Source organism: Devosia sp. SL43 (assembly GCF_021729885.1).
Taxonomy (GTDB): domain Bacteria; phylum Pseudomonadota; class Alphaproteobacteria; order Rhizobiales; family Devosiaceae; genus Devosia.
Genome location: NZ_CP063401.1, coordinates 855,977 through 878,525, shown reverse-complemented (window position 1 = coordinate 878,525; position 22,549 = coordinate 855,977). Strand labels below are relative to the sequence as shown.

Sequence of the window (22,549 nt, the reverse complement as noted above, 5' to 3'; positions counted from 1 at the left end):
CGTAGCATCGAATCCACGATGGCGCATCCGGCCAGGGCGACCGCAATAATGGGAGACGGGCATGCAGAATTCAGGCACACGAACCACTAATGGACGTGGACGGCTATTTGATAGTGTTCTTGAGACCGTAGGCGACACGCCTGCCATCCGGATCAACAATCTGGGCGTGCCCGGCGTCACACTCTATGTGAAGGCCGAGTTCTTCAATCCAGCTGGATCGGTCAAGGATCGCCTGGCGCTCAACATCATCGAAGCTGCCGAGCGCAGCGGTGCGCTCAAGCCGGGCCAGACTGTGGTGGAGGCCACCAGCGGCAATACCGGCATCGGCCTGGCAATGGTCTGCGCACAAAAGGGCTATCCGCTCGTCGTTACCATGGCCGACAGCTTTTCCATCGAGCGTCGCAAACTGATGCGCATGCTGGGCGCCAAGGTGGTGTTGACACCCCGCGCCCAGAAGGGCCTGGGCATGTACAACAAAGCCGTCGAGCTCGCCGAGGCCAATGGCTGGTTCCTGGCGCACCAATTCGAAACCAGTGCCAACGCCGATATCCACGAAGCCACCACTGCGCGCGAAATCATCAACGATTTCGCCGGTTCGCGCCTCGACTATGTCGTCACCGGCTATGGCACCGGCGGTACGGTAGCGGGCCTTTCGCGCGTACTGCGCCGCGAGCGTCCCGAAACCCGGATTGTCCTCAGCGAACCTGCCAACGCGCAATTGCTGGGTAGTGGCCAGTCCCAGGAGCGAAACACGGAGGGGGCGCCCACAGTGAGCCATCCCGCCTTTACGCCGCACCCGATCCAGGGTTGGACGCCTGACTTCATCCCGCTGGTGCTGCAGGAAGTGGTCGATACCAAAGGCTACGACGAGTTAATCCCGGTTTCGGGTCCCGATGGCATGAACTGGGCGAGGCTCCTGGCGCAGAAGGAGGGCATTCTCACCGGCATTTCGGGCGGCTCAAGCTTTGCTGTCGCTCATCAGGTCGCGGAGCAAGCAGCGCCAGGCTCGGTGATCCTCTGCATGCTCCCCGATACCGGCGAGCGCTATATGACGACGTCACTGTTTGAGGCCATCGAGGCGGAAATGGATGCCGACGAGATTGCGCTGTCGCTGTCGACGCCCGGCTATCACCTGGCGCCGGTCTGATGGACGGACTGGATCTGATCGAGGAAACGCTCGATCCTGACGATTGGGCCGAGACCGAGGCGCTTTCGCACAAGATCGTCAGCGATGCGGTGGGCTACCTGCGGGACGTTCGCGAGAGGCGACCCTGGCAGCCGATGCCAGCAGCGGTGCGGCAGACCTTTGCCGAACCCCTTCCGCATGGCCCATCCCAGCTTTCCGAGGTCTATCGCTCGGTCACCGAGAACCTGATGCCTTATCCCATGGGCAACATCCATCCGCGCTTCTGGTCGTGGTATATGGGGTCGTCCAACATGACCGGCGCCTTGGGCGACTTCCTCGCGGCAGTGCAGGGCTCGAACCTCGGTGGTGGCAATCACGCGGCGGCACTGCTGGATCAGCAGGTGGTCGATTGGTGCAAGCAGATGCTGGGGTTTCCCGCCAGCGCCAGCGGTACGCTAGAAAGCGGCGGTTCGATGGCCAACATCATCGGCCTAACAGTCGCCCGAAACGTGAAAGCCGGGGTAGATGTGCGGGAGTTCGGCGTCGCCGCCATACCGCAACCCTTGCGCTTCTACGCTTCTGATCAAGTCCATTCCTGCCATCGCAAGGCCATGGAGGCATTGGGTCTCGGCAACCAGGCGCTCCGTCGGATACCGACAGACGCCTGTCTGCGGATCGACATACCGGCATTGCGCTTGGCCATCACCGAAGACCGGACCGCGGGGTTTAGCCCCGCCTGCATCATCGGCACGGCCGGAACAGTCAATTCCGGCGCCATCGATGATCTGGCCGGGCTGGCGACGGTCGCAGCGGAGGAAGACCTCTGGTTTCACGTTGATGGTTGCATCGGTGCGCTGATCGCCATAGCGCCCGCCAATCGGTTGCTCGTGTCTGGCATTGAGCGCGCCGATTCAGTAGCGCTCGATCCACACAAATGGCTTCACGCTCCCTTCGAGGTCGGCTGTGCGCTGATCCGAGACCCTAAGTCCCATCACGGCACCTTCGCCGTCACACCCGAATATCTGGAACAATCGCCACGTGGCGTCGCCGCGGCGCCATGGCTGCATGAATATGGTTTGCAAACCACGCGGGCTTTCCGGGCGCTAAAAGTCTGGATGGCCATCAAACAGCATGGCATCGACAAGTTCGGGCGGCTGATCGACCAGAACATCGCCCAGGCTCACTATCTCAGCGGTCTGATCGATGCCCAGCTCAGCCTCGAAAGGCTGACCCCCACGACGATCAATATCGTTTGCTTCTCCTGTCGAGACGGCATCCGGGAGCCGGCCGCAGTCAAGGCGTTGAACGTGGAGATCATGCTGCGGCTCCAGGAGGAGGGCATCGCGGTGCTCTCAGACACAACTATAAGGGGGAAGCACTGCCTGCGGGTCGCCATCACCAATCACCGGACGCGACGAGAGGACTTAGCACTCCTCGTGCGGGAAATCGTGCGGCTTCAAAATGCTATCTCGAATAGTCATCCGTAGCGGAAGTCAGTTCGCAGGTATCCAGATAGGTTGCGCACCTGCAACGGAGCGCTCTCGCCGAATTTGCTGACCGGAGGAAAGGGCATGGCGCAGCGCGGCCTTTGAGGCTCACGGTATTGATGCCTTGTGTTTTAGTCAGGGAAGGGTCAGGTACTACCCTTTTAGAAAGTGGCACCATGGCCCGCCAACCAAACTATGACTTTGAGCGAAAGGAGCGTGAACGGCTCAAAAGGCTGAAGAACGCTGAACGTGCAGAGGCCAAGCTCAAGCCGACGACTGGAAGCCAAAGTGAGGTCCCAGCCCGAAGCTCGGACAAGCACTAGTGATCATCGGCAATCGCGCTCAGATGCTGATCTGCGGCTGCAAACCGCGATGACTCACGTCTCGGTAAGGCAACTCGGATGGGACAGCTTCTTCGAGGACCAGCTCGCTGGTAACGAAGCAGAGCTCTGGCGCTTGCGCATCGACGCGGTCCATCGCCGACGGCTGACGGGTCTTGTGGACACGGAGCAGTTCGAGATTGATCTGCCGCCGCGCACCGACACTGCGGACTATGCGGTTGGCGACTGGGTGCTGGCACATCCTCTCACAAAGATGCTCTATCGCCGTCTGGATAGAAGGACGCTTTTGCAGCGTGCAGCAGAGGGTAAGAGGCCCACCCAGCTTGTTGCCGCCAATGTCGATACGCTCTTCGTAGTCGCTTCCTGCAACACGGACTTCAACTTGGCGCGGCTCGAACGCTATCTCGCGTTCGCCAACGATGCCGGAACTAATCCCGTCATTGTTTTGACCAAAGCCGATGTGGTCGATGACGCGCAAGACTTTGAGCGGCAAGCTGCTAGCCTGCAGCGTGATTTGGCGGTTGTGGCAACCAACGCCCGCTCGGCTGATGCCGTCGTGGCCCTGCGGTCTTGGTGTGGCGCGGGGTCAACGGTCGCCATTGTCGGCTCATCTGGTGTCGGTAAGTCGACGCTTGTGAACACTTTGGTTGCCTCCGGATCTCGGTTGCCGCAAAGGACAGGCCGTGTCCGCGAGAACGATTCAAAGGGCCGCCACACAACCACCGCGCGTTCGTTGCATGCCATGGCCGGCGGCGGTTGGGTAATCGATACGCCGGGTGTCAGAAGCTTGCACATGAAGGACTTGGGGCAAGGACTGGATTTCCTGTTCGCCGAGATCACCGAGCTCGCCCCTTCCTGCAAGTTCCGCAACTGCACTCATGACCACGAACCCGGCTGCGCCGTCCTGGCGGCAGTAGCGGCCGGCACGCTCGATCCAGACCGTGTCACACGCTGGCGAAAGCTACAGATTGAAAGTCGCGGCTGAGGCCGACATGGTTTCTACGCAAACTGGCGCAAACTCCTGTGCGTTCCGGTTAACAAAGTCCGCTCTCGGCAACCTAGCAAGCAGACCTCAACGACCAGACTGGAGGCGCATTGCCGACGATGAACGCCTATTGGCAAACCACCCCGTTTTAGATGTTGTCGCGAGATACCGGAACGACCGCTTTCAGGAAATCGAAAAGGCATCCCAAATGGTGGAAATGGGACGCGAAGCCGGCGCAACGTCTATGAAGGCGCAAGTTCGGCTAGGCGCCTTTGCAAAAGACGCCTCTCAGGCTCAAGCCTGCATAACTGCAGGGCGCGGACGTAGGCCGCTTTGGCCAGCTCATTGCGCCCCAACTGCCGCAGCAGGTCGGCTTCGGCGACATGGGCTAGGTGATAGTCCGCGAGCTGGCCCGTATCCAGCATTGACTGAACCAGGGGGAGCGCTGCCGCCGGGCCCCGCACCATGCTCACAGCAATGGCGCGGTTGAGCTGGACGATGGGCGAAGGCGCCGCGCGCCGCAGAATGCCATATAGCCCTAGTATCTCATTCCAGTCGGTCTCGGCGGCGCTCGACGCGGCTGCATGCACAGCGGCAATGGCGCCCTGCAGCACATAGGGTCCAACCTGATGCTGCCTGAAAGCCTGCTCGATCAGTATTGTGCCCTCAGCCATCATCGCGCGATCCCACAAGCTGCGATCCTGATCGGCTAACAGCACGACGTCGCCAGTGGACGTCTGCCGCGCCTGCCGCCGCGCTTCATTCAGAAGCATCAGGCCGAGGAGCCCAAGAACTTCGCCGTCCGGCAAAAGACCAGCCAACAGGCGACCCAGACGCACCGCCTCAACGGAGAGCTCGGCCCTGACGATGCTGTCGCCAGAATGAGCCGAGTAGCCTTCGTTGAACACCAGATAGATGACGCGGAGTACGCTATCGAGCCGGCCCGGCAGTTCTTCCTGCGCCGGTATCTCATAAGGCAGACCCGCCTCCTTGATCCGCAGTTTGGCTCGGACAATACGCTGGGCCAGCGTCGGCGTGCGAATGAGGAATGCTCGGGCGATTTCTTCAGTTGTCAGCCCACACACCTCGCGTAGCGTCAATGCGACCTGTGCTTCGGGCGCAAGATCGGGATGACAGCAGGTGAAAATGAGCCGTAACTGGTCGTCGGCAAGATGGGTTTCTTCCGCCGATTCGGTGTCGGCCAGCAGAAGCGCCAACTCGGCCTGGGCGGTATCGAAGCAGGCACGCTGCCGCAGCTTGTCGAGCGCCCGAAAGCGTCCGGCCGAGATCAGCCAGGCGCTGGGATTGTCCGGCATGCCTTCGCGGGGCCATTTGTTGGCTGCGACGAGAAAGGCGTCGTGCAGCGCCTCCTCGGCCAGATCGAAGTCGCGCAGCAGCCGAATGAGCGTAGCCAGGACCTTGCGCGAGTGCTGGCGCCAGACGGCATCGAGCTCGGTAGGTCCGGCGAGGCCCATGGTCAGCTACGCTCCAGCACGTCGAGCGGGCGGACTTCGATCGAGCCGACCGTGGCGAGCGGCATCCGGCCGGCCAACTGGATGGCTTCGTTGAGGTCGCGCGCTTGGACCAATACGAAACCGCTCAGGTGCTCCTTGGTCTCCATGAAGGGGCCGTCCGTCGTGGTCAGGGCGCCATTCCAGCGACGCACGGTGGTGGCCTCGGATGGGGCCTTGAGCGGCTCGGCTGTGACGTAGTGACCGCTTGCTTTGAGCTCCTCGTCATAGTCGAGCATGCCGTTGCCGAACGCGTCGCGCTCGGGCTGACTCATGACGGCGAACTTGGCTTCGTCGAGGTAGATTAAAAACATGTACTGCATGATGGGCTCCTTGCCGCCAGTGGTTGACGCCCCTAGCCGAACGGCATTGGCCAATTTCTACAGCATCCGTTTTCTTTTTTCACAGGTCGAACGAAGCCGAGCCACACCGACTAACTCGTGAAGCAAGCGGCACGATGCCGTTGCACGAGTAAATCCGATGATCGAAATTCTCATGGCCGCGCTGATAACGCGGCTTGGTGCAAAGACGCCACCCGCTATGCCGCAGCCAACCGCGTTGGATCAGGTGCGCTTGGCAATCCTTCTGGTGGGGCTATTGGCCGCCTTCGCAATCGCAGTCACCTAGTGAACGGCGCAAACAAATGTCTGCCATTGGCAGAATCGAGCCAAATTGGGGCTTTCAGCAAAATCCCAAATCTCTGAACGGCTGAATGGGGCGCATAGCCGTTCGGCCGCTACCGACCCCATTCCGGCCATTTGGAGAGGGAGCTTGGCCTCCCAAAAGCTGCCATTCGCCATGAGCGGTGCTGGCCTCCGCCACAACCGCCGCACTTGACGCTGCTTAAGCTGCAACGGCAACGATGCGTAACGACGCTAGGAGCTAGCGACGACCACGAGCCGTGGGCTTGATAGCTGACTTCTCCGCGCACGCGATCAACTGTCCACTCTGCAACTGAGCAGACGGTGACCGCACAGGCTAACAAATTTGGTTACATTTTGTACAGATTGCGGCACGCTCGAAGAATAATAACTAAATCCACCTTGGAATACTTGATTATAGAATATTGATAAATGACGATTGGCTTACAGAGGGTGAAAGCAAGTTTTAATACAGTAAAAATCAGCAATTCCTGGGAACGATGTTCGTCGCGCACCATTCTCCGCACTGTCTCGTTTTTGAGTAAGGAGAACGAAAATGAAGAAGTTTCTCATGAGCGTCGCAGCCGTAGCAATTTTGGGCGCGCCTGCTGTAACCTATGCACAATCGGCTGATGCCGATGCCGATGCAGGGGCTGTCGTCGGCGGCGCCGCTGGCGGCGCAACCGGCGCCGTTATCGGCGGTATCATTTTTGGCCCTATTGGCGCGGTTATCGGTGGTTTCACCGGTGCCACCATTGGTGCTACGGCCGGCGTGGAAGCGTCCTCAGTCGACTATGTCCGCCTGAACCCCACCGAGCCGGTAGTGATCGACGGCAGTGTCGATGTCGGCTTTGCTGTCCCCGTCGAGATCGAAGTCCATCCTATCCCGGACGATCCGACCTACGGCTACTTCTACACCAACGATCGCGTCTATTTCGTCAACCTCAGCGATCGCACTGTCGTCTACTCGCCGGGCGTTGTCGTCGCCGCCGAGGCGAACTGATCTCATGGGCGGCCGCCTTCGGGCGGCCGCGCTTTTGCCGGGGGGCGCCATCATGAATGAGGATATCCATGTCCAAGTCCCGACTTCTCGCAAGCGTCGCGCTTGTTGCACTTTGTGTTCCCGTCGCCGCTTTGTCGCCAGGAATGCCCTTTGGCGCCGCGGCCGTGCAGGCGCAATCCGCTAGCGTCAGCTTTCAGCTTTTCTTCGACCAGCTTGAGCCGCATGGCGTCTGGGTGCGCCAGGCCCGGTACGGCTATGTCTTCTGTCCCACAGGCGTCGACGCTGCTTGGCGGCCCTACACGCGGGGGCGCTGGCTCTACCTGGAGGACCGTGGCTGGTACTTCGCCTCAGATGAACCCTTCGCCTGGGCGACCTATCATTATGGCCGCTGGTTCGCCGACCGGACCCTTGGTTGGTGCTGGGTTCCCGGCACTAAGTGGGCCCCCGCATGGGTGAGCTGGCGCCGCAGCGACAGCGTCGTCGGCTGGGCGCCGCTGCCGCCGGAAGGCGACGGTTACGCTGTTTCGGTGCAAGTTTCGCGGCGCGAGTTGCCGGAGGGCTACTGGGTCTTCGTCCCGACCGAACGTTTCGTCGAGCCGGACCTGTCCGTCACCATCGTGATCGGCAGCCAGCAACCCGACTACTATGTCCAAACCGAATTCCTCGGGCCGGTCGTGGTGGAGGGAGACGTGGTCGTCAACAACGTCATCGACGTCACCTATATCGAACAGACGATCAACCAGCAGGTCATCGTCTACCAGACGGCGCCTGCAGCTGACCCTGCTCAGCAGTCGGTGGATGTCGACGCGCAGGCAGTTGTTGTCTTCGACCAGGACATCGCCGAGCCGGCCGGGGATGTGTCGCCACCCGAACCGGTCGAGGAAGCTGACGCGGCCGCCACGATCGAGACCGAAGGCGGCACCGCCGGTGCTACGGCTGATCTTCCGGACGAGGATGGCGGCAACGCAGTGGCCCCGCTAGCGCCGGATGCCGCCGCACCAGCGGATACGGCCAGTCCGGAGGCGCCTGCCGCTGACGAGCCGCCGGCCGAGCAACCTGCTACCGACCAGCCGGCCGCCGAGCCGGTGACGCCGAGTGCCGAAGCACCAGCGCCTGCCGAGGGCAGCGAACCCGCTGCTACGCCTGCACCGTCAGAGGAGCAACCTTCCGCCACCGCCGACGAGGAACCTGCTCCTGCGACCGAGCCCGAGGAGCCTCTGTGCCCGCCAGAGACCATGGTGGATGGAAAGTGTCCGCCGATTCAGGGGGAGACAGAAGCACAGCCTGAGGCCGAGTTGCCTGCGACCGAGGCCGAGCCTGCCGCAGAGCCGGCACCAGCTCCCGCTCCTGACGTCGAGGAGGCGCCAGCCCCTGAGACCGCACCTGCCGAAGAGGCTGCACCGGACGCGGCTCCTGCGCCTGATGCCGCCGCGCCGGAGGCCGAGCCCGCTCCGGCACCGGCAGCAGAAGCCAATGAGCCCGCTTGTCCGCCGGAGACGATGGTGGATGGCAAATGCCCGGTTCTGCCTGCGGCTCCAGCGCAGCCATAAGATTGGAGGGCGGCCTCGGCCGCCCTCTGTGGCCGGAGAACCTTACAAGCGCCTGACAGGATTGTCAGGCGTTTTTCATATTTAATATCAATCACTTATAGGAACGAACGGTAAGGTCGGGCGTTTCTGGTTCGACACAGACAAGGAGGCAATTATGCCCATCGAACGCGAAACCATTATCGAGCGCACGCCCAGTGAAACCGTCGTTGTTGGCGGCGGTAGCCCGTTCGGCATCATCGGCGCGATAATCGCCATCGTTTTCGCTGTCCTGCTGATCCTGTGGCTGGTCAACGGCGGCATCTCCAGCAACGGCGACTCGGTCAATGTCGATCTGCCGAACGTCACTGTCACCGAGTAAGAGTCATGACGCTGGCGCAAGTTCGGCGTCGCAGGCGAGCGGTCATTGCGCAGACCCTGGCTGCCGTCACATTGGCTGTCCTGGTCCTTACGCCGCGTATGGATCAGGACGCAATGGCGAGCCAACAACCGGCGTCCGAGGCCGTCCTAGCGGCCGCAGCCCCCGATCTACCCAACCCAACTTGAGGGTCGAGAAATGCTCACACTGTTGATGTTCGGTACACTCCTATTGGTATCCTGCGCGGCCGCGGCCGGGCTCATTGCCAGCACGCAAAACGGCGCCGACGCCGCAAAGTCGATGGCGGGACTAGACGTCCATTCGGATGCCGGCACTTAGCTCAGCAGTGGCGGCTCGGAAGTGGAAAGTGGCAGTCGGATTGTAACGACGAGTCCGCCAACCTGCGCATCGCTCAAGGCCATGCTGCCCCGGTTTAGGTCGAGAATTTCGGCCGCGATGGCGAGACCCAGACCCGATCCCGGGAGGGACTGGTCCAGTCGGACACCGCGCTTGCCAAGCGATTGCAACTGCTCGACGGGTACCCCGGGGCCATCATCACAGATTTCCAGAACCACATGGTCGCCGCCGTTCATACTGCGCACGATGACCCGGCTGGATGCCCATTTGGCGGCATTTTCCAGGGTGATGCCAACCAGTTCCATCAGGTCCTGCCGATGGACATCCACCCAGCAGTCCTCTGCCAGGTCTGCCACCCAATGCAGACTCTCACCACGACCGGTTTTCTTGAGGACGGTGAGGGTTCGGATCACCGCCGTATTGAGCGAAGAACGCATCGAATGCGCAGTGGTGCGGACACGCAGGGCCGCCAGCCGCATCTGGTAGTCAACGCGCTCGGACATTTCGAAACTGAGGTCCTGCAACAGGTCGGCATCCGCGTCATTCCCCTTGTCCCGCAGACGCTCAGCGATGCCATGCACTGCCGCAAGTGGTGTCTTTAGGCCGTGGGCCAGATCCGCCGCGCGGGCCCGGGCGCGCTCCATCATGGCCTCGCGACCGTCCAACAGGCCGTTCACCTCCTGCACCAGCGGCTGCAGTTCGGTCGGAAATCTTCCTTCCAATCGGGCGCGATCTCCGCGTCGGACGCCCTCGATGGCTTCTCGAAGCCGCGAAATGGGTGACAGTCCGAGCTTGATCTGCAGCCATGCGGCCAGCACGACGACTATCCCTAGGACTGCGAGTACCTGGGTGAGATCGCTGGCGAACCCCCGGGTCGCGGCCTGAATGGGCCCGTGGTCCTGAGCTACGGTTACAAGGTATTCTTGGGGCCCAGCCTCAGACGCGACCTCCAACTTACGGGTCAGAACTATAAGTTGCCGGTCATCCGGGCCCGAACCATTGTAGAGGCCGTCGCCGGCTGTCGATGCGTCAACGACGAAGTCCCATAGCGAGCGCGATCGTAGGGTAACGCCAGTGTTCAATGCCTCAATCTGCCAATAGCGGCCACCGAACGGAGTAGAGTAGCGCGGATCAGGCAGCGGCGCACTAAGGCTTGGTCCATCTGCGGACGACACGATCACGGCCGCGAGCCGCGTCAGTGCCGCTTCCATTTCCTCACGGGTCGAACGCTCGATATTGATGCCGAAGAGATAGTGCAACGCGATGCCAGCCGCGACCAACGACGCCACCACCCAGATGACGGCCAGCCCCATCATGCGCCATCGGAGGGAGTGGAGCATTAATATCCGTCACCCAATGCGTAGCCGAAGCCGCGGCGGGTCTTGATCACGTCGGCGCCGAGACGCTTACGGACGCGGGCCACCAGAACCTCCACCGCATTGGAGTCACGTTCGTAATCCTGATTATAAATGTGCTCGGTGATCTCAAGCTGCGATATAACCTGGCCGCGACGGTGGACCAGGTAGGATATCAGTTTGAACTCCTGAGGGGTCAAATCCATCGGTACCCCGTCTGCGGTGACTTCCATGGTCCGCAGGTCGAGGAGGTATCTGCCGAAAGCGATCCGCGAGGATGCCAGTCCGTTGGCGCGCCGCACTAGCGCCCTAAGGCGCGCCACAATTTCTTGGACGTGGAAAGGCTTGACCACATAGTCGTCAGCACCGGCTTCGATGCCGTCGACCCGCTCTTCCCATTGGCCGCGCGCGGTGAGGATCAATACGGGAGTCAGACGGCCAGCATTGCGCCAGCGCTTGAGAACAGTAAGGCCGTCCATTTGTGGCAGCCCGAGGTCGAGAATGATGACGTCGTAGGATTCGCTGTCGCCACGATACCAGGCGACTTCGCCATCGCGCTCCCGCTCGACGAGAAAACCAGCCTTCTCAAGGGATGTCGTAAGGGTCTCAGCAATTCTGTCATCGTCTTCGGCCACCAGAACGCGCATGGTTATCGATCCACATGTAGCCCGGAGCGGGCATAATAGTATTCGGTGACCACCTGGCCCTCGGGCGTGAGAACTGTAACTGCGTAGAGCAGAAAGCCCTGCATCTGCAGCAGTTTTGCCTCGATCATCTCTCCACCAGTTCGGCTTCGAAGATCCGGCAAAATGGTTTCCAGAGCTACAGCTTTGCCGGCCTCCACCGCAGCGACAGCGTCATTGTCGGAGAGTTCGGCAGATCGGCCGGCGGGCGCACCCTTCTCGGTCAAGCCGGTGGTGTTCCCATTAGCGTTGCCGTTGTTCGCGTTCCCGTTGTTTCCGCCGTTTCCGTTTCCGTTTCCGTTGTTTCCGCCGTTTCCGTTGCCATTCCCCTGTGCCCAAGCGTGGATAGGCACGGACACAGTGCAACACAAAAGCACAGCGAAAACGGATCTTCGATTCATGGTCCCTCTTCTGTAGGCCTCTAAGCCTGACAAAACGCTGACAGGGACGGTCACGGTTCCATCACCGGAAGTTTGCTAGCTTCATGTCCGTTGGCGTCCGAGATCCCATGCCGCTCTTGATCGTCAGTACGTTGCCGGCATCGACAACATCGCGCCCCCGCGTTGTCGATGCCGGAATTTCCCTGAGGCCATCTACCGCCCATGACCGCTCAAGAAGCCGAAGATTTTCTCAGGACGTACCGGTCGATGCTCAAGACCTGGACGATGGCCGTTGCCGGCTTTTCAAATGACGACAGCGATTTGCTCTATCGCCAATTGGAAGCAGATCAAAACGTGCTGGCCGACATCGCGATTTCCTATCCGGAGAAGAGCTACTCGGTCGATTTGCTGATCAACTCCCGAAGCCGAACCTGGGCTGGATACGCTGAACAGCGACTGCCTCGCCCGCAAAACCGGCAGTCGTGAGCATGCAGTCTTCACACCCACCGACCCGCAAGCGAGCCGTTCTGGTCGCCATCGCTTGGATGCTCATGATGCTATGCCTTCTGGCATGGTTGGGCCACATGGCAATTTCGCATGTGTGGGCTAATCTGGCCTAAGCGCTCGACGGCGGGAACGAAGCTTGGGCCGGCCGCCCAACAGCGGTCGATCGCGGCTGACCTATGATAGCAGCTCGGCGCCTCGGACATTCACCCAGTCGAGAAAGCGCACACTAACCCGCAGCAGGCCTGGCACTCTGCGTCGCTTAGTCGAACTCGCTAGCAGGCGAGCCGGAAGGGGCCTCCCTTCCGGCCATCAGCAATTCACGTCAGAACCGATCAGGGGCAGGCCTGCACAAAGGCTGTCACGTTGCCCGAACCAGCCTGGGTCACGTTGGCATTGCAGTTGTTGCCGACCTGGACACCGGCGGCGACGTTGCCATTGCCGTCCTGGGTCAGGACTGCGGTGTGGTTGCTGCCGAACTGGCCAACGCCACCGGCATTGTTGTTGCCCTGCTGCCAGATGTCAGCGCCGTTGTTGACGCCGACCTGGCCGACGGCGCCGGTGTTGCCGTTGCCGAACTGCTGGACGATACCGCCGTTGTTGATGCCGTTCTGGCCGATACCGATGGTATTACCAGCGCCGATCTGCTGGCCACCGGCCTGGTTGCCGAAGCCGAACTGATTGACGAAGATGCCGGCGGCGAAAGCGGGCGAGGCGGAAACTGCGAGAACTGCGGCGATTGCGGTGGTGATGATCATGCGTTTCATTTTGGTATCTCCTGTTTGGCTGCGCTCCCTCCGAGCGCTTCTTGCCTGTGACACGAGAAGTAAATTGGGGCGTTGTAACCGCGCTTGAACTGAAGATTCAGAACCGGTTCATGGTCCGAGTTGCCGGCAGATCTGGCCGTCAGATCCATCGCTGGCCGCGGACTGTATTCCACTTATTGAAGCCTCATCGAACGGACGGAACGTCGCCACCCTGAGCACGTTGCTGCTTGTCAGTATTAGGAGATCGCTATGGGTATCATCTGGACAATCATAATTGGCTTCGTCGCCGGCATCATCGCCAAGTTCATAATGCCGGGTAGTCACGAGCCGTCCGGCTTCATCATGACCACTATTTTGGGCATCGTCGGCGCATTCGTCGCTTCCTATCTGGGGCAGGCCCTTGGCTGGTATGCGCCAGGCGAAGGGGCGGGACTAATCGGTGCCGTGGTCGGCGCCATCATCTTGCTATTCGTTTGGGGCATGGTGGCTGGCCGCCGTCGCACATAATCTTGAGCAAGGAGCACGAAAATGGCTAGAGGAATGCCTTCGATGGTCGCGCTGCTAGGCCTCTTGGCCGTTGCTGGCTACCAGAACCGCGACAAACTGGGTGGCTTGCTCAACGGACTGGGTAGCGAGGCCGGCTCAGACGGCGCCAATCACAGGGCGGGTGGGCTCGGCGATCTGCTCAATGGGCTAGGTGGCGGCAGCGCCGGCAGCATCTTGAGCGGCGGTCTTGGCGATCTGGTCGACAGGTTTCGTCAATCCGGACGGGGCGATACGGCTGACAGTTGGGTCAAGGCCGGTGACAACGCGCCACTGCAGGCCTCAGACTTGGAGGCAACACTTGGTGAGGATACGATCGCCGAGTTGACACAGAAGACCGGGTTGAGCAGGGCCGAAGTCTTGGACCGGTTGTCGAGCACATTGCCTGACGCGGTCAACCAGATGACTCCGGAGGGAAGGCTTCCAACGGAAGCCGAAGCATCACGCTTCGCCTAAATCTGCCTAAGCAACGATGGGGCGAACGGGCGCCCCATTGCCGCTAGTTTGGCGCCCGGCAATGCGGCCCTTATCGAGACACTTCTGGCGATCCGGAGTGGTGCGAAGGTAATGTTGGCGATGGAGCTTGCTGCTTGCTGGTCAGCTCGTCTGAGGTAAGGAGTAGAATGCGCGTGCAACGGAGTACCCATCACCGCCCACCCCCAAATCGAAGCACCAGGTCGTCGGCTGCAGCAACCAGGCGCGCCACGTCCTCAGCGGCGAACGTGCGCGGATCGTGATCGAGTAGCGCCAGCGCGCCCACGCATTCTCCATCTGATAGGATCAATGGAACGCCTGCATAGAGGTCGATGCCGTTGGTCTGGAGATACGCATTATCGCCGACCAGCGGATGGGGTGCATCCGAAAACACGACCAGCGGCTGACGGGTCTCCGCCACGATGCTTGTGAGATTATAGGCGTCCACGTCTTCAAGGTGCCGCTCGTCAGCCAAAAGGTTTATTGCCGCGACTGGGATGTCGAAATCGTCGGCGATCTGTTGGATGGCTAGACCCAGTTCGTCGTCGCCGCGGCCCGCCCCGACGAACGGCTTACCCTTGTGCGCCCGAGCGCGATCAACTTGTTGCTCGCGCATGTCACGAAGCAGCACGCCCTCCACCACATCCTCCACAGTACGGAAAATGGCATCGACATGCAGGGTCTCCTGCGTCTCCCCGCCACTGGCTTCATTAAGCGCGCAGACCAGAATGCGAACATCCGGCGACATGCGCCCCAGGCGGCGTGCAACATAACGTGCCTGAGCGCGGATGTCGGTGCCCATAAACACCAGCACGATGATCTCTACACCATCTAAGTCGAGGCGGCCGATGGCTTCCTGGCGAATAGCGAGAGGCGGAAGGACCCGACAGGGCAGTTCTTCCTCGGCCAGCCGGTGCGCCACCAGCGTTGCGGCGCACTCGTCGATTTCGGTGCGGCCGCCGATCAGCAGCAGTTTGCTCTGTTCGGGCCATTGAATGGGGGCGACCTCATTGATCACTGCCTCGAAGGAGCGCACCAACTGGCGGCGTTGGGGCAAGGCTTCGGGGCGGTCCGACAATTCGCTGTTGGCCAGCGAAAGCGCAGGCATCATTACCTCGTTTAGGAAGCGGCCAGTGCTGTGGTCCTCAACATAGTCCGCGGCAATGTCGATGGCGTCTTCGGCATCACCCTTCAGCATTCGCTGGTACAGGCGCTCGGAGTAGGTGAGGACCGGCTCGCTGCCCAGCAAAGTCTCAAAAAACTGGAACTGCGGTAGGTGACGCCCAATGACCACAAGACACACCGTCATCGGGGTGGCGAGGATCAGTCCGACCGGCCCCCATAGCGTGGCCCAAAACATAGCTGAGAGCAGGATGGCGATGGCCGATACGCCGGTGCTCGATCCATAAAGGCGCGGCTCGATTACATTGGCGGTGGTCAGGTCGAGCAGCAGAAATAGTCCGACGGACAACAGCAGCATGTTCCAGCCAGGATCAACGGCAAAGGCGAGAAGGAACGGCACCACTGCAATGATCAATGCGCCGACGAAGGGAATGTAGCGAAAGAGGATGATCAGCAGTCCCCAGAGCACCGCGCTGGGAACCCCTATCAGCCACAGGCCGAATCCGAACAAGACGGCGTAGGTCACGTTGACGCCGAGCTGGATCAGCAGGTAGCGCCCGACCCGATGACTGGCATCGGCAATGGCAATGTTGGTCTTGGAATAGCGGCCGCCGCTGACCAACCGGATAAATCTCTCCTGCAGATCGCCCCGCCCCAAGAGCAGAAAGATCAGGAACACTACGACGATGGCTACTGTCGCTACCGGCCCAATGATCGAACCAAGTACGGAGCCGATGATACCAATTGGGCCGATCTGGTTGGAAATGGTCACCGGAATGGGCTCGCCGGGCCGGCGTGGAGCATCGGCATCATTGCCCGAGGTCTGCTCGGCGACGCTGGAAATGACGCTGTTGATCTGGTCGAAGAGGGTATTCTCGCCGAACTGGGCCTGCAGACTGGCGACCTTGGTCAAGACGGTCTGCCGGTATCCCGGCAGTTCCTGCGTGAGATTGACGATTTGGGTACCGGCGATATAGGCGAAGAATCCGAGAGCCGCGAGCGCGAGTACTACTGCGACAATGACCGCCAGTGGATCGGGCAAGTGCACTCGGCGGTTAAGCGAGGTTACGAGAGGCGTTAAGGCAAAAGCCAGCAATATGGCGAGAACTAAAGGAACAAGTATCCCAGCGCCAAGATAGAGCAGTGACGCAATCAGCGCAAAGGTGGCAACGCCCTGGAAGACCGATATCTTTGGACTGGTCGTGGCCTCGTCGAGCTGGGGATTTAACAAATGGAATACTCCTAGCGCCGCAACGCCCCGCTCTTCAATGCGTTCCAGTTGCATACTACCGGACCAGCGGTGGGGACAGGGATCAGGTTAAGTTCGCCGACGCGACAAGTACCAGCCACACGATGGCGCCATGGTGAGTGTTCCGACGCTACCTGGAGTCAACCGGATTCAAACAAGCGTTGGGCGAAGCTGAAATCAGCCGTCCGTCCAGGTACAGTGGGATGGGAATGAAATTTGGATGTAAATTTATCGGCAAGGTGCCAGTCGTATCGGCTTAGTTCGGGCCTAAACACAAATGGCGGAACGAAAGCAACTTCCTTGTTGTTCTATGCCTGCGACAGGGGAGACTGTCGGGCTCCAACAGGGATAATAGAATGCCCCGATACTTCTTCAACCTCCGCACGCCGGAGGGGTTTCACCTCGACATTGACGGTTTGGTCTTGGATTCGCTGAACGCAGCAATCAAGCAGGCACACGTCGCGGCGGAACTTGCCATGGAAATGGGAGAAGGCCGCACGGAAGGATGCTTTGAGATCGAAGACGGCGCTCGTCTTCTGGTGGCAACAGTTCCCTTCAAGTCAATACCCACTCAGTCTGCAGTAACAAGTCCTCAATTTGGAATTTAATATTTTCACTAAGGTCACAGAATAGACCCTACCCAGATACACCAAGCGTCCCAGAAGTAACCCATAGGCAGCGTGTCCATAAGGTCATTGGCATCATAGCGTGGCGGCAATACCTTCTCAGATTGAACCAAAAACCCACCAAGCTCGATGGCATGAGCCAACCTCGGCGTGGATAGGTCGGGCTCAGGGCTACTATGCGAGTGAGACTCGGTCTATCCGACACGGATGGAGCTCGAAGAACTTACCCCTGAAATCGTCGCGCTGATGCGCAAGCTGATCAACAATCCGAGCCCGGTCGCTGACAGCCCATTGTTACGCCTGCTGTTGGCTGACAGGCTGGTGATGGGCTCACCAGCCAAGGTGCATTTGACCAGCCAGGGTCACCGGATGTTGGCGGCATATGCGGCCAAGGAACCGTAGTTCTAGCGCCGTTCAAGTCGATTGGGCCGACCGAAATTAGCCGGCCGGCCCAAGTGCATTAGCGAACGATATAGACGATTTGGCGCGTACGCGGATCAACCAGAACAGGTTGCCCGTTGATGTACACATATTGGTACTCGTAGTCTGGAATGGCCTGCAGGACGACGGTGTCAGGGACACCTGCCCCAATCACGACCTCGCCATCCAGATATACAGGATCGATTGGATTGGCGGTTACATAGGTGCGGGCCACTTCCGGCGGATCGATGATGGCCCCGGTTGTCGCGCCGCCCGCAGCGCCAATTGCCCCACCAACGACCGCACCGATAGGTCCGCCGACAAGTGCTCCGACGATAGCGCCACCCGTCGCACCAGTCACCGCGCCGCCAGCAGCGGCGTCACTGCTGTCGTCGAACGTAACGGTCGCTAGTCCCACATCGGGATATCGGTCGGTGAGTACAACCACCTCGCCAGATAGATCTGCGGTAAGATAGTCCGAATATGCCCACCCAGAGACCCCGTTATAGGTAACCCGGCACCACTTACTGCCTTCCAAGCACCCCTCCACATCGGCGGAGTCGCCCGTAGCAATAAAAGCGACAGAGCCATACTGCGGTCCTGGACCAGAACGGATATTGAGGTCCGCGGTGGCTGTAGCCGACGCACTTTGAGCCAGAGTTACGCCCACCATGGCCGACGTCGACATGACGGCAACGGTTACGAAGGTTAGAAGCTTATTCATGGTGCTCTCCTGTTCGGCATCACATAGCGATGCACGACTGCTGAGTTTGATTTTGTGATTGTTCAGCTAAGAGCGCAAACTACCTCTCCGCCTTGTTCGTTCCATAAGTGGTTGTATTTGTTATGATAAACCGCCCATTGCGCCTGTAAGCCAATTGTCAGGTTGGGCCAGCTGCGACGGTCAGCTGCCGGCCGCCGCCGGGAACGCATGCGCGTGTTCTGCCGTTTGCGCTCCCGATACAGGAGAGCCCCATGCACAATAAGTTCGAGGCCCTGGCGCGATTAGGCTACATCGCCCGCGGCGTTGTTTATCTCTCGCTCGGGGGGCTAGCGCTGGCTTCGGCCATCTGGGGCATGGGCAATGGTGCCGAGGGCTCGTCCGACGCACTGTCGAGCCTGCTCGGCCTGCCCTTCGGACGCGTGCTGCTGGGCCTCGTTGCCGTTGGCCTTCTTGGTTATGTGTTGTGGAAACTTGCACAGGGACTGCTCAATGCCGACAACCGGGACGATGACCTGCAGGGCTTCGTCACAAGGGCAGGACAGCTGATCAGCGGCGGTGCCAATCTCTTCCTCATGCTCAGCGCTGCCCGCCTGGCGCTCAGCATGGGCCGGGGAAGTGGCGATGGCGAAGAGGCCGCGTCCGCCTGGCTGTTGCAGCAGCCCTTCGGCCCGTTTCTCCTCAGCATGGTCGCTTGCGGTGTGCTGGCCGCAGGCGGAGTGCAGGCGTGGTATGGCGCATCGCACGGCTATCGCAAGCGCCTGTCGCTACCCTCAGCACACAGGCAATGGATGGACCCAGTCTGCGCCTTCGGCCTTGTTGCGCGCGGCGTGGTTTTCGCCATTGTGGGCGGCTTCTTGTTCTACGCCGCCTTCACCGTTAGTCCCGAAAATGCCGGCGGCACGGCCGAGGCGCTCGACTACGTGCACAGCCTGCCGTTCGGTCCCTTTCTCTACGGCCTGGTTGCCCTGGGCCTCGTCGCCTTCGGCGTGTATAGCGTCATCGAGGGGCTCTACCGGCAGGTGGAGGCGCCCGATATGGGCGACGTCCGCGCCGCCGCCGGCTTATAGCCCCGATTTATCCCAGCGACGTGGGCGGCGCTACGGTAGGCCGTCGCCCGGCCTGTCCTTCCATAGCGAAGCTCAACTAGGGAGCGCGGAGTTGATATGCGCCTGATGCGGGATGCAGAGCCCGTCGCGCGCTGCTCAGAGTCGTTACCCCATGGCCAAGTAGTCGGTCGCCAACGCGCCGTCAGCCGTTCACGCGCCTTCAAGTCACCGCACTGCCTAAAAGATAACGCTATGCGCGTGAAAAAGAGCCGGACTACTCCGGATGCGTAGGTTCCACTTGCCATTGGCTATGACCAAAGAGTGCAGTCTTTGCCGTGCAATGCACTTAACCACTTGGAAATATTTCCTGCGTCATCTTGGGCTTCGCTGCCACTAGGAGAGGCATATGTCGGCAGTCGTTTCTGTCAATCGGGACGAGTGGGAAAGCGATCGGCTCGCTGCGTTGCAGCGCTTCGATGTGCTGGATTCTCCTCGCGAGGAGCCGTTCGATCGGGTGACGCGGTTGATCCGCAGCATTTTCGGCGTCAGCACGGGCATCGTGTCGATGATTGACGGGCATCGCCAGTGGTACAAATCGGCCGACGGCGCCGGTGCCACTGAAGTGGCACGCGAGGAGAGTTTCTGCCGCTTTCCGCTTGTTTCAGGCGTGCCGATGGTGGTTCCCGACGCCACAAGCGATCCACGCTTTACCGATAATCCCAATGTTCTGGCGGGTGGCGTGCGCTTTTACGCAGGTGTGCCGCTGCGCAGCCCCGACGGCCATGTGATCGGCACCATTTGCGCAGTCGATACCCGGCCGCGAGACTTTTCCGACCGAGAACTCAAAATCCTCGAGGATTTGGCGCTCATCACCATGAGCGAACTCGAACTGCGCCAGCGCGCCACCATCGATGTTCTTACTGGCGCCCTCTCGCGTCGCGCCTTCAAGGAAGAGGGCAGCCGTGCCGCCTCCCTGGCCAACCGGCACAACCATGCGCTCGCCTGCCTCACCTTCGATCTCGACCACTTTAAGTCTGTAAACGACCGCTTCGGCCATGCCGCCGGCGATCGGGTGCTAACCGATGTGATCAAGGCCTGCGTGACCCTGCTGCGCCAAAGCGACCTCATCGGCCGACTTGGTGGTGAAGAATTCGCTGTGCTGCTGCCGCTCACTGATCGTGCCAGTGCCATCGAAGTTGCGGAGAAGCTGCGGCAAAGTATCTCGGGGCTAATGTTCACCTTCGGCGACAAAACCGTCCCTGTAACCGCCAGCTTTGGCGTGTCGGTGATTGGCTCAACCGCACCCGATATCGACACCCTGCTTGAGCAGGCTGATGCAGCACTCTACTTAGCTAAGCAGAACGGCCGCAACCGCGTCATGGCTGTCGAGCCCGTACCGGAGGCCATCCGCACCAACGCACGCCGCGTGCTTAAGGCCGGTCGCATTGTCTTCAATGGAAGCGCGTCCGTCGTGAACTGCACCGTGCGATGGATTTCTGACGAGGGCGCTGGAATGGACATTTTGGGCGTTTTCGGCATCCCAGCCCAGTTTACCCTGTCGATCCGCTCAGACGGCTTGGAGCGTGCTTGCCGCGTGGTGTCGCAAACGGATCGGCATCTCGACGTGCAGTTCTGCTGAAGGCACAGGCCCGCCTGACCGGGCTGCCCCGGGGTTAGCCTATGCGGTGATATAGGAACCCTAGGGAACGAGTAGTTGCTCAATTTGGGCGTCGATAAGTCGGGCAGACATAGCCTTTGTTTAAGCGGCCCTGCGCGAGACCGGACTTAATCCAACTCCAGCGCCATCCAGCGGATGTACGGAGCGATCTTTTTCGACACGCGGGAGCGATACCTTGACTTTCCGCGGTCCTCGGAAGAGCGATAACTCGGCCCGACCGTCATCGTCTCCGGTCGAACCGGATGCCCGCGATCATACACCCCTCGGCCTCGCCGATCGTCAGCGTCGTTCCTGTCCGGGAGATTGGGCAGGTCATCGGGAACGTCGCTGCCCCGATCGCACCGGTGGCCTCCGACAACACTAGTTCTGTATCGCTCAGGACGTAGCTTCCCTCCACAGCGCGCATATCGGCACCGGTGAGAGTGAAACGCCCGTCGCCTCCCAGCAGAAGCGAAAGACCGGGTGCGGCACTGTCGTCCCCCGCTATAAAGGTGCCTGTCGCGGCTGCGGCGTCGGCCGCCTGCGACGCGTCGCCGATACTTGCCTCCAGTGCCGTGAGTTCCTCGCCGCGAGCGGTCACCGCCGCGGCCAATGCCTCCACCTGTGGCTGCAGTTCGTCGCGTTGTTGCTCGTAGCCTGCTACTTCCTGCGCGAGCTGCTCGCCGCGGCTGCCCAGCTCCGTGACCTGCTGTTGCAGCGCCTGGAGGTCTGCTCCGGCAGTCTCGCTCTGGGCGGTGACGTCCGCGGTCTGTTGCTGCACGGCCGCGAGATCGACACGGGCGGTCTGCAACTGTGACTGGATGTCGGCGAGGCTGGCTGTCGCAACGGCTGCCTCTTCTGCCAACTGGGCGGATCGGGCGGTCGCTTCTGCTTCCTCATTGCGCACCTGTTCCAGGCGGGCGCCGATGTCGGTCAGTTGCTGGTTGGCGGTCTCCAACTGGAGCGTCACCTCCTGCTGCCGCGCAGCAAGGACTTCCGCCTCAGCAGCTGCCTCTGCTTGGAGCTGTCGTGCAGCGTTCGCCTCGGCGCGGCTTGCTTCCAGCTCCGTCAACGCGGTAACCAATTCCTCCTGCCGCGTGGCGAGCTCGGAATTGACGTTCTCGGTGGATGCCATGGCGGCGGCCAGGTCTTGTCGTGCCTTGGAGAGGTTCGCCTGCGTCTCGGCGAGCGCGCCGTTCGTCGCGACCTGCTCCTCGAGGCTCGCCGCCGCGCCGTCACGCTCTGTCGTCAGTGCGCTGATCGACTGTTGGTACTCTCCCGACTGCCTGGATGAATTGAACCAGATGGCCAGGAAGGCGACCCAGCCGGCGACGGCGATGACGAGAATGGCGAGGACGAGCGGTTCGCGTAGGCGCTGCGACAGACTAGACATGACGTTTGCCCCCGGGGTTCGGGCGCACAACGCTTGTAGCCCTCTCACGTTCCGCTTTCGGCCGCGGAAACCTGGCGACCGGAGGATAATCGAAATCCAAGTAGACGCCCCCAAGGCAGTCGCGAGTCCGTCGTTGCGGAAGGGCTTGGTCAACCTGGGAAGGTCGGGGGCGATCTCGTCCAAGGCGGAGTAGCCGAGACGATCAGCACACAAATGTGGGCGTGGCGCGCGAGCACGGCCCGCGCGAGCT

General features: G+C 60.8%; 23 protein-coding genes. 14 read left to right on the top strand and 9 right to left on the bottom strand.

The window, feature by feature from the left end; genetic code table 11:
• The first annotated feature begins 61 nt into the window (after positions 1 to 61).
• The 3 genes from IM737_RS04375 (at position 62) to rsgA (ending at position 3,939) form a co-directional block, all read left to right on the top strand.
• The gene (locus tag IM737_RS04375; protein ID WP_236898635.1) at positions 62 to 1,147 is read left to right on the top strand and encodes a PLP-dependent cysteine synthase family protein; all 1,086 of its coding nucleotides are present in this window, start codon (positions 62 to 64) and stop codon (positions 1,145 to 1,147) included.
• Positions 1,147 to 2,613 carry a pyridoxal phosphate-dependent decarboxylase family protein gene (locus tag IM737_RS04370; protein ID WP_236898633.1) on the top strand — a complete coding sequence of 489 codons (1,467 nt, stop codon included), beginning with the start codon at positions 1,147 to 1,149 and terminating at the stop codon, positions 2,611 to 2,613. The genes IM737_RS04375 and IM737_RS04370 overlap by 1 nt, the downstream gene beginning before the upstream one ends.
• Positions 2,614 to 2,985: 372 nt before the next feature.
• Complete coding sequence (rsgA, locus tag IM737_RS04365; protein WP_236898631.1) at positions 2,986 to 3,939, top strand: ribosome small subunit-dependent GTPase A; 954 nt, start codon at positions 2,986 to 2,988, stop codon at positions 3,937 to 3,939.
• A 242-nt stretch (positions 3,940 to 4,181) separates the two neighbouring features.
• Here the strand turns inward: rsgA and IM737_RS04360 are convergent, their stop codons facing one another.
• Positions 4,182 to 5,414 carry an RNA polymerase sigma factor gene (locus IM737_RS04360; protein WP_236898629.1) on the bottom strand — a complete coding sequence of 411 codons (1,233 nt, stop codon included), beginning with the start codon at positions 5,412 to 5,414 and terminating at the stop codon, positions 4,182 to 4,184.
• A 2-nt stretch (positions 5,415 to 5,416) separates the two neighbouring features.
• Positions 5,417 to 5,773 (bottom strand): YciI family protein, encoded by a 357-nt coding sequence (locus IM737_RS04355; protein WP_236898627.1) that lies wholly within the window; start codon positions 5,771 to 5,773, stop codon positions 5,417 to 5,419.
• A gap of 157 nt (positions 5,774 to 5,930) precedes the next feature.
• Between IM737_RS04355 and IM737_RS04350 the strand changes: the two genes are divergently transcribed.
• The 4 genes from IM737_RS04350 (at position 5,931) to IM737_RS04335 (ending at position 9,002) form a co-directional block, all read left to right on the top strand.
• Positions 5,931 to 6,077 (top strand): hypothetical protein, encoded by a 147-nt coding sequence (locus IM737_RS04350; RefSeq protein ID WP_236898626.1) that lies wholly within the window; start codon positions 5,931 to 5,933, stop codon positions 6,075 to 6,077.
• 570 nt (positions 6,078 to 6,647) lie between these two features.
• Positions 6,648 to 7,094: a DUF1236 domain-containing protein gene (locus tag IM737_RS04345; protein WP_236898624.1), complete on the top strand. Its 447-nt coding sequence runs from the start codon at positions 6,648 to 6,650 to the stop codon at positions 7,092 to 7,094.
• A 68-nt stretch (positions 7,095 to 7,162) separates the two neighbouring features.
• Positions 7,163 to 8,644 (top strand): DUF6600 domain-containing protein, encoded by a 1,482-nt coding sequence (locus IM737_RS04340; protein WP_236898623.1) that lies wholly within the window; start codon positions 7,163 to 7,165, stop codon positions 8,642 to 8,644.
• 154 nt (positions 8,645 to 8,798) lie between these two features.
• Positions 8,799 to 9,002 (top strand): hypothetical protein, encoded by a 204-nt coding sequence (locus IM737_RS04335; protein ID WP_236898620.1) that lies wholly within the window; start codon positions 8,799 to 8,801, stop codon positions 9,000 to 9,002.
• Positions 9,003 to 9,334: 332 nt separating this feature from the next.
• Here the strand turns inward: IM737_RS04335 and IM737_RS04330 are convergent, their stop codons facing one another.
• From IM737_RS04330 to IM737_RS04320, 3 genes are read right to left on the bottom strand one after another with little or no spacing between them, the layout of a single operon-like run.
• Entirely contained in the window at positions 9,335 to 10,672 is a 1,338-nt protein-coding gene (locus IM737_RS04330; protein WP_236898618.1) for a sensor histidine kinase, read from the bottom strand.
• A 23-nt stretch (positions 10,673 to 10,695) separates the two neighbouring features.
• On the bottom strand, positions 10,696 to 11,358 hold the full coding sequence (locus IM737_RS04325) for a response regulator transcription factor (protein ID WP_236898616.1): 663 nt from the start codon (positions 11,356 to 11,358) through the stop codon (positions 10,696 to 10,698).
• Between the two features lie 2 nt (positions 11,359 to 11,360).
• Positions 11,361 to 11,621 (bottom strand): PepSY domain-containing protein, encoded by a 261-nt coding sequence (locus IM737_RS04320; RefSeq protein WP_236898615.1) that lies wholly within the window; start codon positions 11,619 to 11,621, stop codon positions 11,361 to 11,363.
• Between the two features lie 375 nt (positions 11,622 to 11,996).
• Between IM737_RS04320 and IM737_RS04315 the strand changes: the two genes are divergently transcribed.
• Positions 11,997 to 12,260, top strand: coding sequence for a hypothetical protein (locus IM737_RS04315; RefSeq protein WP_236898613.1), 264 nt, complete (start codon positions 11,997 to 11,999; stop codon positions 12,258 to 12,260).
• Positions 12,261 to 12,613: 353 nt separating this feature from the next.
• On the opposite strand, the gene IM737_RS04310 is transcribed toward IM737_RS04315, so the two are convergent.
• Entirely contained in the window at positions 12,614 to 13,045 is a 432-nt protein-coding gene (locus tag IM737_RS04310) for a curlin (protein WP_236898610.1), read from the bottom strand.
• Between the two features lie 249 nt (positions 13,046 to 13,294).
• Here IM737_RS04310 and IM737_RS04305 point away from each other — a divergent pair, with 249 nt between their 5' ends.
• Positions 13,295 to 13,552, top strand: coding sequence for a GlsB/YeaQ/YmgE family stress response membrane protein (locus tag IM737_RS04305; RefSeq protein WP_236898608.1), 258 nt, complete (start codon positions 13,295 to 13,297; stop codon positions 13,550 to 13,552).
• A gap of 42 nt (positions 13,553 to 13,594) precedes the next feature.
• The gene (locus tag IM737_RS04300) at positions 13,595 to 14,044 is read left to right on the top strand and encodes a YidB family protein (RefSeq protein ID WP_236898605.1); all 450 of its coding nucleotides are present in this window, start codon (positions 13,595 to 13,597) and stop codon (positions 14,042 to 14,044) included.
• A gap of 190 nt (positions 14,045 to 14,234) precedes the next feature.
• Here the strand turns inward: IM737_RS04300 and IM737_RS04295 are convergent, their stop codons facing one another.
• Positions 14,235 to 16,469: an AI-2E family transporter gene (locus IM737_RS04295; protein WP_236898603.1), complete on the bottom strand. Its 2,235-nt coding sequence runs from the start codon at positions 16,467 to 16,469 to the stop codon at positions 14,235 to 14,237.
• Positions 16,470 to 16,789: 320 nt separating this feature from the next.
• Here IM737_RS04295 and IM737_RS04290 point away from each other — a divergent pair, with 320 nt between their 5' ends.
• Complete coding sequence (locus IM737_RS04290) at positions 16,790 to 17,041, top strand: DUF6894 family protein (RefSeq protein WP_236898601.1); 252 nt, start codon at positions 16,790 to 16,792, stop codon at positions 17,039 to 17,041.
• 225 nt (positions 17,042 to 17,266) lie between these two features.
• Positions 17,267 to 17,461, top strand: coding sequence for a hypothetical protein (locus tag IM737_RS04285; protein ID WP_236898599.1), 195 nt, complete (start codon positions 17,267 to 17,269; stop codon positions 17,459 to 17,461).
• Between the two features lie 58 nt (positions 17,462 to 17,519).
• Here the strand turns inward: IM737_RS04285 and IM737_RS04280 are convergent, their stop codons facing one another.
• Entirely contained in the window at positions 17,520 to 18,203 is a 684-nt protein-coding gene (locus IM737_RS04280; RefSeq protein ID WP_236898597.1) for a DUF1236 domain-containing protein, read from the bottom strand.
• Between the two features lie 251 nt (positions 18,204 to 18,454).
• On the opposite strand from IM737_RS04280, the gene IM737_RS04275 reads away from it, so the two are divergent.
• Entirely contained in the window at positions 18,455 to 19,270 is an 816-nt protein-coding gene (locus tag IM737_RS04275; RefSeq protein ID WP_236898595.1) for a DUF1206 domain-containing protein, read from the top strand.
• A 385-nt stretch (positions 19,271 to 19,655) separates the two neighbouring features.
• Positions 19,656 to 20,888, top strand: a complete 1,233-nt coding sequence (locus IM737_RS04270; RefSeq protein ID WP_236898593.1) for a sensor domain-containing diguanylate cyclase — start codon at positions 19,656 to 19,658, stop codon at positions 20,886 to 20,888.
• 259 nt (positions 20,889 to 21,147) lie between these two features.
• On the opposite strand, the gene IM737_RS04265 is transcribed toward IM737_RS04270, so the two are convergent.
• Complete coding sequence (locus IM737_RS04265) at positions 21,148 to 22,299, bottom strand: hypothetical protein (protein ID WP_236898591.1); 1,152 nt, start codon at positions 22,297 to 22,299, stop codon at positions 21,148 to 21,150.
• Between the last annotated feature and the right edge of the window lie 250 nt (positions 22,300 to 22,549).